13 protein-coding genes, 1 tRNA gene and 1 other RNA gene are annotated in these 8,920 nt (G+C 68.7%); 4 read left to right on the forward strand and 11 right to left on the reverse strand.

Features of this window, described 5'->3' with window-relative positions:
• Positions 1-52: 52 nt before the first annotated feature.
• An RNA gene (ffs, locus tag ACI2L1_RS34390) (signal recognition particle sRNA small type) lies at positions 53-151 on the reverse strand.
• 72 nt (positions 152-223) lie between these two features.
• On the opposite strand from ffs, the gene ACI2L1_RS34395 reads away from it, so the two are divergent.
• Positions 224-311 (forward strand) — tRNA-Ser (locus ACI2L1_RS34395).
• 90 nt (positions 312-401) lie between these two features.
• On the opposite strand, the gene ACI2L1_RS34400 is transcribed toward ACI2L1_RS34395, so the two are convergent.
• The 10 genes from ACI2L1_RS34400 to ACI2L1_RS34445 all read right to left on the reverse strand — a co-directional run bounded on the left by ACI2L1_RS34400 (position 402) and on the right by ACI2L1_RS34445 (position 7,420).
• On the reverse strand, positions 402-1,643 hold the full coding sequence (locus tag ACI2L1_RS34400) for a tyrosine-type recombinase/integrase (RefSeq protein WP_404743334.1): 1,242 nt from the start codon (positions 1,641-1,643) through the stop codon (positions 402-404).
• Positions 1,644-1,653: 10 nt separating this feature from the next.
• Positions 1,654-1,887, reverse strand: coding sequence for an excisionase family DNA-binding protein (locus ACI2L1_RS34405; RefSeq protein WP_381007854.1), 234 nt, complete (start codon positions 1,885-1,887; stop codon positions 1,654-1,656).
• Positions 1,880-3,199, reverse strand: coding sequence for a replication initiator (locus tag ACI2L1_RS34410; protein WP_404743335.1), 1,320 nt, complete (start codon positions 3,197-3,199; stop codon positions 1,880-1,882). Before ACI2L1_RS34410 ends, ACI2L1_RS34405 begins: the two co-directional genes overlap by 8 nt.
• Positions 3,200-3,321: 122 nt before the next feature.
• Complete coding sequence (locus ACI2L1_RS34415; RefSeq protein ID WP_404743336.1) at positions 3,322-3,570, reverse strand: SpdD protein; 249 nt, start codon at positions 3,568-3,570, stop codon at positions 3,322-3,324.
• A 33-nt stretch (positions 3,571-3,603) separates the two neighbouring features.
• On the reverse strand, positions 3,604-3,789 hold the full coding sequence (locus ACI2L1_RS34420) for a hypothetical protein (protein ID WP_062025415.1): 186 nt from the start codon (positions 3,787-3,789) through the stop codon (positions 3,604-3,606).
• A gap of 16 nt (positions 3,790-3,805) precedes the next feature.
• Positions 3,806-3,997, reverse strand: coding sequence for a mobile element transfer protein (locus ACI2L1_RS34425; protein WP_062244619.1), 192 nt, complete (start codon positions 3,995-3,997; stop codon positions 3,806-3,808).
• A 15-nt stretch (positions 3,998-4,012) separates the two neighbouring features.
• On the reverse strand, positions 4,013-4,642 hold the full coding sequence (locus ACI2L1_RS34430; protein ID WP_404743337.1) for a DUF2637 domain-containing protein: 630 nt from the start codon (positions 4,640-4,642) through the stop codon (positions 4,013-4,015).
• A gap of 84 nt (positions 4,643-4,726) precedes the next feature.
• A complete protein-coding gene (locus ACI2L1_RS34435) occupies positions 4,727-6,103 on the reverse strand; it encodes an FtsK/SpoIIIE domain-containing protein (RefSeq protein ID WP_404743338.1) in 1,377 nt (458 codons plus the stop codon).
• A complete protein-coding gene (locus ACI2L1_RS34440) occupies positions 6,103-6,459 on the reverse strand; it encodes a hypothetical protein (RefSeq protein WP_062244627.1) in 357 nt (118 codons plus the stop codon). The genes ACI2L1_RS34435 and ACI2L1_RS34440 overlap by 1 nt, the downstream gene beginning before the upstream one ends.
• A gap of 169 nt (positions 6,460-6,628) precedes the next feature.
• Entirely contained in the window at positions 6,629-7,420 is a 792-nt protein-coding gene (locus tag ACI2L1_RS34445) for a GntR family transcriptional regulator (RefSeq protein WP_404743339.1), read from the reverse strand.
• 109 nt (positions 7,421-7,529) lie between these two features.
• Between ACI2L1_RS34445 and ACI2L1_RS34450 the strand changes: the two genes are divergently transcribed.
• The 3 genes from ACI2L1_RS34450 to ACI2L1_RS34460 are packed head-to-tail and all read left to right on the forward strand — an operon-like array spanning position 7,530 to position 8,810.
• A complete protein-coding gene (locus ACI2L1_RS34450; protein WP_404743344.1) occupies positions 7,530-7,937 on the forward strand; it encodes an NUDIX hydrolase in 408 nt (135 codons plus the stop codon).
• 46 nt (positions 7,938-7,983) lie between these two features.
• The gene (locus ACI2L1_RS34455; RefSeq protein WP_404743340.1) at positions 7,984-8,412 is read left to right on the forward strand and encodes an ATP-binding protein; all 429 of its coding nucleotides are present in this window, start codon (positions 7,984-7,986) and stop codon (positions 8,410-8,412) included.
• The gene (locus ACI2L1_RS34460; protein ID WP_404743345.1) at positions 8,412-8,810 is read left to right on the forward strand and encodes a hypothetical protein; all 399 of its coding nucleotides are present in this window, start codon (positions 8,412-8,414) and stop codon (positions 8,808-8,810) included. Before ACI2L1_RS34455 ends, ACI2L1_RS34460 begins: the two co-directional genes overlap by 1 nt.
• The last annotated feature ends 110 nt before the right edge of the window (positions 8,811-8,920 follow it).

Below are 8,920 nucleotides of genomic sequence, written 5' to 3' on the forward strand. Positions count from 1 at the left end.
ATAGGCGCCCACTGACAACCCGGGCCGTGCGAGCCCTCCGCCCGGGCCCGACAACGCAAGCGCCCCCCACGCACCCGCCAGAGCCAACCTACCCTTGCTGCCTTCCGGCCCTGGGGGAGTTCAGTCAGATAGCGCCGCGTGAGGGGCTGCCCAAACAGTACCCGATGGCAGGGGGTGGGAACGAGTTCGCGAGCACTCCTCAACGTCTTGTATTGTTTGCGGCGGAGGATTCGCCTAGAGGCCTAGGGCGCACGCTTGGAAAGCGTGTTGGGGGCAACCCCTCACGAGTTCGAATCTCGTATCCTCCGCCAGTGCCTCACCGGGCACGATGTCGAAGGGCCCCACCGTTCGCGGTGGGGCCCTTCGTCGTTGTCCGTCTCAGTTTCCGTCTCAGTTGGGCTTCAGCCGGTCTTCGGCGGCTCCCAGAGAGCGTCGCCGACTTGTCGGGCGACCTTGCGCAGCAGCGTTCCGGTCACGTGCATGTACCGGGCGCGCATGCGGGCCGCTCCCCCGGGCTCCCAGCCCATGATCGCGTCGACCACGACGTCGGGGACGCCGAGGATCAGGAGGACGGTCGCGGCGGTGTGGCGAGCGTCATGGAGACGGCCGTCACGCACACCCGCGTCTCTGAGGAGCTTCTTCCAGGTGTGGAAGTCGGTGTTCGGGCTGAGAGGCCCGCCAGTCGGGGAGGCGAAGACGTATCCCTTGTCCTCCCAGTCGGCTCCGGCCTCGATCCGTTCCTTGTCTTGCTGCTCCTGGTGCTGGCGCAGGAGCTTGATCAGGGGGTCGGGAAGGCCGATGGTGCGACGTCCGGCCCGGGACTTGGTCGACTTGTGCTCGCGGCGGGTCTGCTGCTTCTGGGGGCAGTAGCCCGCCTTCCGGCCACACGGGGTGTCTCCGCAGCCGTGGGCATACTTGGGACGGAGGCGGTTCTTGCGGATGCGGACGTATCCCGTGTCCAGGTCGACGTCTTCCCAGTGGAGCCCGAGCGCTTCTCCTTGGCGGAGCCCGAGGGCCAGGGCGATGACCCACCTCGTGCTGTTGCGGAGTTTGGCGGCCTCGACGAGGAGGCTCTGAACCTCCTCAATCGTGAACGGCTCGATGTCCTCTTCTTCGAGACGCGGCGCCTTGGCGATCTCAGCCACGTTGGTGGCGACGTGACCGCGTCGCTTGGCCTCACCGAGGGCGACCCGGATCGTTCGGTGAGCGTGGTGAGCGGTGCCGGCGGAGCTCCCGGAATCCTGCATCTTCCGGTAGAAGCTCTCCAGGTGCTCGGGCTCCAGCTTGGCGAGCTTGTGGGCGCCCAGGCCGGGGACGAGGTGTACGCGTACGTCGACCTCGTAGCCGTCGTACGTGTTCTCGGAGACGTACGGCTTGGCGATGTTCTCGACCCAGTGCTCAAGCCAGGCTTGCAGGGTCCAGCTCTGGCCCGGCTTCCTGAGCTTCTTGTCGTCCCGGGCCCGTTCCATTTCGCGGACGGCCTTGGTCACCTCGGCCTTGGTCTTGCGCTCGATGTGACGGCGGTCCGGCTTGCCGTCGTCACGGAGGCCGACCGTCACTCGGCCGTGCCACTTGCCGTCCTTGCCGAGGTAGATGGAGGAGGCGCCGTTGGGCTGTCGGGTGCGTGTCTTCTTCTCTGCCATGTCGTCCCCCTCAGGCCGCTTGGGCGGGTCGGTGGCGGAGCTTGGTGACGTAGGCGGGTACGGCGTCGGCGGGGACCCGGCGAAGTCTTCCGACCGTGACCGACTCGATCTCTCCGGCGAGGACGAGGCGGAAGCAAGTCGTGCGGCCGATACGGAGGCGCCGGGCAGCTTCCTCGACGGTCAGAAGGACCAAGGAGGGGTCGGGCCGCTCGGATGTGGTGGCAAGGTCTCGGGGCTCAGCCACGAGTTGGTTCTCCTTCCGTTCCGGGGGCGGGTTCGAGGGATGCGGACAGCCAGGCTTCGGTGTCGGAGAGGCCGGTTCCGGCGAAGACCCAGTGGGCGAGGACGTATGTCGTGTCCGGCTGAGGGTTGGTGGCTGTTGCGGCTTGTGCTCGGCGCCATTCGGCGCGGGCGTTGCGGAGGGCGCCGAGGGTGGTGGAGTAGCGGCGGGATTTGGTGGAGAAGTGGCCGCGGAAGCCGAGCATGTGAGCCCAGGCGCGCAGGCGGAGGTATTCCAGGTCCTTGCGGGCGCCGAGGGTCCAGGCGGTTCGGATGAGTTGGCGGGCGTGGTCGCTGATGTCGAGCTGGGCGAGTTCGGCGACAAATTTGAGCGGGCGGTCGAGAGCTCCCGTCGCGGTCTCGGCGCCTTTGGTGGCGTACTTGGCGATGTAGGCGGCAACGGCGCGTTCAGTCAGCTCCTGGCCGTCGTTGAAGTCGGCGGATCGGATGGTCCGGACGTCGAGTTGGCGGCCGAAGGTGAAGGTGTGTGTGCGGCCGTCGATGACCGGGCCGTCGACACGGACCTTGGAGGCGGCGGTTTCTATGGCGTCCGTGAGGAGTTCGGCCGTGGCCCAGGCGGGCGGTGGGGTGTTGCCTCCGCCGGGGCCGTCGATGCGGATGACCGCGTGGAAGTGGACGGCTCCGCGCTTCTGGTACTCGGCGACCTTGGCGAAGGAGACGCGGGCGTGGTCGCGGAGACGTCGTTGTGAGATGCCTGCGCGCTTGGCGACCTCCCGGCGGAGGTAGATCGAGAAGCGGCGCCAGAGGACGCCTGCGTGGGCGTTCCAGAGGACGGCGGCTTCGTAGTCGTAGGTGTCGGGGTTGAGTGGGGTGCCGAGGGTGTCGTCCTCCTGGTCGTGGTGGAGGCCGCAGCGGCAAGGGCGTCCTCCGGTACGGCGGTTGTGGACCGGGCCGAAGCCGGGGGCGGTGAAGGTGGCGAACACGCGGGGGTGAGTGCCGACCTGTTCCGGGGTGCCCTTACCGCCGCGCAGTCCGGCGGTGATCAGGTGGAAGGTGTCGCGGCGGTAGACCTCGGCGCAGGCCGGGCAGCGGGTGGTGCGGCGGTTGTTGAAGCGGACGAGGAGTTGGCCGGCGGGGAGGTCGGTCGAGTTCAGGTGGTGAAGGACGTTGCCGATCTCGCCGGTGGTGGTGTCGAGGTCGTATTCGGTGCGGTGGCCGTCGAGGCGGATGGGATGGGTGCAGCCGCCGAGGGTGGAGAGCTGGCGGAGGATACCGGGGAGGGTGCCCTGGGCGGCCAGGTTCGCGAGTTCCGGCACGGGTGCCGGAGTGGTGCGGGTGAAGATGGCGTTTCTCCTTCTGACTGGCTCGGTCGGGAGGAACAGGCCCCGGGGCGGCGAAATGCTTGGTCGTGTGCCGTCGCCCCGGAGGCCGAATCGGTTCAGCGCCGGTTGTGGTCGCGGAGCAGGGAGCGCAGGACCACGGCCGCCACGGCGACCGAGATGGCCGTGACGGCGACAGCGGCCAGGAGCGCGGTGAGGACGACTCCGCCGACGACCAGGGCCGCGACCGTCTTCTGATCGATGGACACCGAGGGCAGCGAGCGGCGTGCGGGTGCCGGGTCGGTCGTTGCGGTGTGGGTGTGTGCGGGCGGCGGGGTCGGGTTGTCGGGGTACTTGGGGAGGAACACGGCCGGGACTCCTTATCTACTCGTCTAGATATGTCAGCCGTTTATGACGGTCACGCCGGAGCGCGTGCCGGATTCGATGGCGGGGGCGAGGAAGGTGTGCGAGAGCCAGAAGCCGAAGAGGGCGATCAGGACGACAATCCAGGTGCGGACGCCGAGGAACTTGACCGCTCCCCAGGCGAAGAAGCCGAGGACGACGACGAGGGGGAGACTGACGGTCACGGGAGGGTGGGTCCTTTCAGCGGACGGGGCAGCGGTGGGTACGGGCGGCCAGTTCGGCGGCGGCGCGGCTGTCGTAGTCGGCGGAGAAGTTGCAGCGCGGGGCCGTGCAGGCGGCGGTGTGCTTCTCGCGGCCCCTGCCGTCGTAAGAGGTGGCGACCTGAACAGGGCCGATGCGGGTGACGTTGCGGAAGCGGCGGTTGGCGGTCATGTGCGGGCTCTCCCTTCAGAGTTGGGCGGCGATGGCTTCGGCCAGAGGTGCGGGGACGCCGAGGCGAGCGCGGAGGGTGGGGGTGTCGATCGGGGTTCCTGTGCGGGTGTGGTGTTCGGCGGCGACCTTGCGAGCGTGGTCGACCAGGGCGACCGGGACCGGGACGGGCGGGGTCGGCGGCATCGATTCGATGGCGGGTTGGACAGGCGGGTCGGGTGTGGCTTCGGGCTCGTGCTCCGGGTCCTCGATGAGTTCCGTGCCGTTCTCCTCGGTGGCCGTTTTCGGCGCCGTATGGGCGAGGAGGGTCCCGCCGAGGAAGGCGACCGCAGGCCAGCCCGCGACGAGGATGCGCAGCCAGGCCGGCACGTCGGTCATGTCGAGGAGTCCGGCGGTGGCGACGTTGGCGCCAAGGGACGCGGTCAGGGCGATGACGAACCAGCACCAGGCCGCCGCTTTGGCCGTACCGGAGCGCAGTCGACGCCAAGCGGCGACGAGCAGCAAGTCAACGCTGATCGGGTAGGCCCACGCCTTCCATCCGTCCTGTCCAGCCGCCATGGCGACGTCGTGGATGTGGGCGAAGGACAGTGCGGCGGCGATGAGCGCCTGGACCAACACCGCGTCGACACGGGCCAGATGGGCGCGCACGGTCCGGCTCCTTTCGGTTGCGGGCATGGCAGGGGTAGGGACATGGCGCGAGGCGGTCACGCCGACCGGGTGAAGAGGTGTGCGTCAGTCGGTCGCCGGGTGCGGCAGGACTGCCGGGGCCGGGGTCTCGACGGGGCGTACGGGGACATCGGGCCGGAAGGGCTTGAGCGCGGCCAGGTCGGGCACCAAGTGCGCCGACTCCCGGCAGATCTCGGCGGCATCACCGAGGGAGAGGTAGGGCGTGCGAATCCGGGACCAGCCGCCGGAGGTATCGCCCGCGACGGCCAGGCCCGGCAGTTCGGGGGCGATGGCGCAGGCAGCGGAGACCGCTTCCGGGGCGATGTCGCCAAGCGCCATCTTGGCGGAGGCTTCGTCGTTGACGCGGTGGCAGACGCGGCCGGTGAGCTGGGCGCGGAGCATGGTGGCGCCCTTGCCGAGTTCGGCGCCGAAGCGCTGGCCGCAGACCTCCAGGTAGATGCCGGCCGCACGGCCGAGCTGGGCGAGGCGGATGAGCTGGGTGACCATCTCGTCCCGGCGTTCCTCGTCCTTGCGGGTGGCGGTGAGGAAGAGTTCGGCCACCTCGTCGACGAACAGGACGACGGGCACCGGGCGTTCGGCCTCGGGCAGACCCCAGATGTCGGAGGTGATCTCCTCGTCCGGGGTGTCGGGTGCGATGCCCTGCCGTTGTTTGATCTGGTCGTATCGGTCCTCCATTTCCTTGACCAGGGCGGGCAGGAGTTCGGCCGCTTCGTCCGGGTCGGTGGCGAGGGCGGACAGGCGGGCGGCGAAGGGCGCCAGTTCGACACCCCGCTTGCAGTCGATTCCGACCAGGGCGACGGACTGCGGGGCGAGTCCGGCGATGAGGTGGCGCAGGTACATGGACTTGCCGGACAGGGTGGCGCCGAGGGTGAGTTGGTGGGGAACAGTGCGGTAGTCCCGTACGAAGGGCATGGCGTCCTCCCGCAGGGCGACCGGCACCTTGAGGAACCCGGCGTCGGTCTTGCGGGGCATCCGGACCCGCCGCAAGACGTCGTAGCCGACGAGCCGCAGTTCGACGACACCGGGCTTGACGGTGGTGACGTAGACGGCGTGAACTCCCCAGGCGTGCCGCAGCCGTTCGGCCGAGGCGGCGACGTCGGCAGGTTCCTGCCCGGGGGCGAGCCGCAGCCGGAGGCGCAGCCCGGTCGAGGTGGGACGGATGATGCCCCGGCGGGGCGGGACCGGCCGGACCTCCCGCCGAGTCGTGGCCTTCACGGCGAGCACCCGCAGCCGGGAAGGGGCGACGGTCAGGCCGCACGCTTCCATGACGGAGCTGTACGAGCTGAGCAGGCGGGCGGTGGATATCGGGCCGCCGACGGCGGACCAGTAGAGCGCCGGGTACTTGGCCCGGGTGTAGGCGGTCCCGCCGCCGATTGCGGCGAGGGGACCACCCACCTCCAGGAGTGTCGTCAGGTCGGTCATCAGGCGGTGGCCCCCATGGCGGCCGGGAATGCGGCCGGGGTGACTGCGGCGGCCCGGAAGGCGATGCCGTGACGCTGCTGGCCGTTGAACACGGACTCCCACGGCCGGGCGACGAGCCCCGGCAGCGAGACCGGAGCGCCCAGGTTCAGGCCCTCGGAGACACCGCCCTCGGGCACGGTGACCTTGATCAGCGAGGACTCACCGTCCTCGATGTAGACGACGCCGAGGGTCATCAGCGCCTCACCGCTGACGGCGTCCTTGGCGATCTCGCCGGTCTGACGGTCGCGGACCTTGGGCTCAGGAGCCTCGGTGAGGAGGATCGTGGCGGCGGAGGTCTCAACACGGATGGTGCGCAAGACAGTTTTCCTATCTACTCGTCTATACATGTGACGATCTGCGAACCCGACCTCTCGGGCTCACGGTGATCACCCTGTCACACAACTTGCCCACTCGTCTATACGAGTATCCATGATGAGGTGTACGAGTTCGGGAGGGCGCCCCGCGCACCATCTCAAACCGGGACGATCAGGTCGCCGGGAGCTGGTACGACAGGACGTAGGCGTCTGCCGCCATCACCGTGTCGCAGACCTCGACGGCTCGTCCCTCGGTGTCGAAGGCAGTGCGGATGAGGTGGATGACGGGCACGCCGGAGGCCAGCCGGAGCGTCTTGACCTCGTCCGGTGAGGGCATTCGGGCCCGGATCTCCTCTTCGAAGTGGTCCAGGCGGTGACCGAGTTCTTCGAGGCGGGCGTAGATGCCGCCGGGCCCGGGGTCGGGTTCGGCGATCTGCGTACCGCGGGCGATGTCGAGGGGGAGGTAGGAGGTGGCGAACTCGACCGGCCGGCCGTCGAGGAGATAGCGGCGCCGGCGAGCGAGGACCCGCCGCACCGAGCCGAGCCGGGTGGAGATGTCCTGACTGGCCTTCTCTTCCTTGACCTCAAGGCTGTCGACCTGGGGATGGCTGCCGACCGTGTCCGCCTCGACGATGAACGCGGACTTCCCCTGCTCCCGGTGCCGGCGGGCGAACCGGTCGGAGGCGAGCCGCCGCACGGGGGGCCGCGGCCGTACGAAGACGCCCTTGCCGTGCTCGGCATGGACGAGTCCTTCCCCCTGGAGGATGGAGAAGGAGTTGCGGACGGTCATCCGGGATACCCCGTAGTGGTCCACAAGCTCAGCCTCGGAGGGCAGCTTCTCCCCCTCCCTGAACCGCCCACGGTCGATGGCCTCGCGCAGTTGGTCGGCGATCTGCCGGAAGACCGCACGATCGCTCGTGGGGTCGAGATCACCGAGCTGGCCGGAGGGAAGAGCAGGGGTCACGAGTGCGCTCCTTTAGGTATCTAGACGTGTGGGCGAGTGTTGTTGCTACGGTGGAGAGCCTAGCCATCCGAGAGGGCCGAGGAACGTGAGCACAGAACGCCCGCACTCCGTGAGCGTGGCCGGAGTCGTCATCGACGACTTGGGCCGGGCCCTCCTGATCCAGCGCCGGGACAACGGCAAGTGGGAACCCCCGGGCGGCGTCCTCGAACGCGAGGAGACCATCCCCGAGGCCCTGCAACGCGAAGTCCTCGAAGAGACCGGCATCAAGATCGCCCTTCCGGCGACCCTCACCGGCGTCTACAAAAACATGACGGGTCTGATCGTCTCCCTGGTCTTCCGCTGCCAAGCCGCCGACGGCACACCCACCACCGGCGACGAGACCCGCGCACTGCGCTGGGCCACCCGCGAAGAAGTCTCCGAGCTTGCCGACGAGGCGTACGCCATCCGCGTCCTGGACGCGATGGACACGGCGTCTCCACCCGCCATCCGCGCCCACGACGGCGTGAAACTCGTCTAGCCCGAACCCGCTGCACATGGCGGCCTACCAGCACGAAGGAACTTGTATGCACGAGTATACGAGTACAGTCCGGGTCTGGGGACTCACTTGCCCAGGTTTCCCGGAAGAGGTCAGCCGGGCCCGCCGCTGGACCCGCGACATCCTGCGCGGGTCGCCACTGGCGGAGGACGCCGAGCTGATCGTGAGCGAGCTGAGCGCGAACGCGATCCTCCACACCGCCAGCGGCCAGGACTCGGGCAGCTTCCGTGTGGCCTTGGCGGTGTCCGCACAGGTCATCGCGATGTCGGTCACGGACGACGGAGGCGCCGGCACCGCTCCGAAGGTCGAGCGCCGGGACCAGGACGCCGAGCACGGCCGAGGCTTGGGCATGGTCAGCGTGATCGCCCACCGGATCGTGGTCCACGAGAGCGACGGTGGGCACACGGTCACCGCGGAGCTCTTCACGGGCCCGCCTGTGGGAGGCCACCGGTGCTGATGGACAAGCCGCAGCGGGGCTACTGGTGCGAGTGCTGGACCGAAGACCTCACCGCCGAGACACTGCCGACCCTCCGGGCATCCTTCGACGCGTACTCGGCACCGCAGGCCGACAGATGGGTAGCGGTTGCACTGCGCACGATCTCACCGGCACTGGATCCCGACGCGTCTCAGGAGGCGTGGGAGTGGCTTTACGACGGCCGCATCACCACGAGGAAGGCACTCCTACGCGCCGAGCCCTGCACGGTGACGCTCACCCAGGCCCGTACTCGCATCAACTGGACGATCCGACCTGTGATCTTCCTACCGCTGGCCCACCGCCAAGAGGCCGAACTTCCGTCCTGCGCTCAGGACTTCAAACCGCACACAGAGCCCCACACACCCCAGCAGGCCGACTGAGTTACAACTTTCTCTACTAGTGTCCTGAGTCTGGAATTCGCTGCGTAAGTCAGGGTTGATTCGGCATGATGGCCGGGTGGCGAGGACGGGACGGCCGAAGGCCGAGTTGG

Source organism: Streptomyces sp. NPDC019531 (assembly GCF_044903305.1).
Lineage (GTDB): Bacteria > Actinomycetota > Actinomycetes > Streptomycetales > Streptomycetaceae > Streptomyces.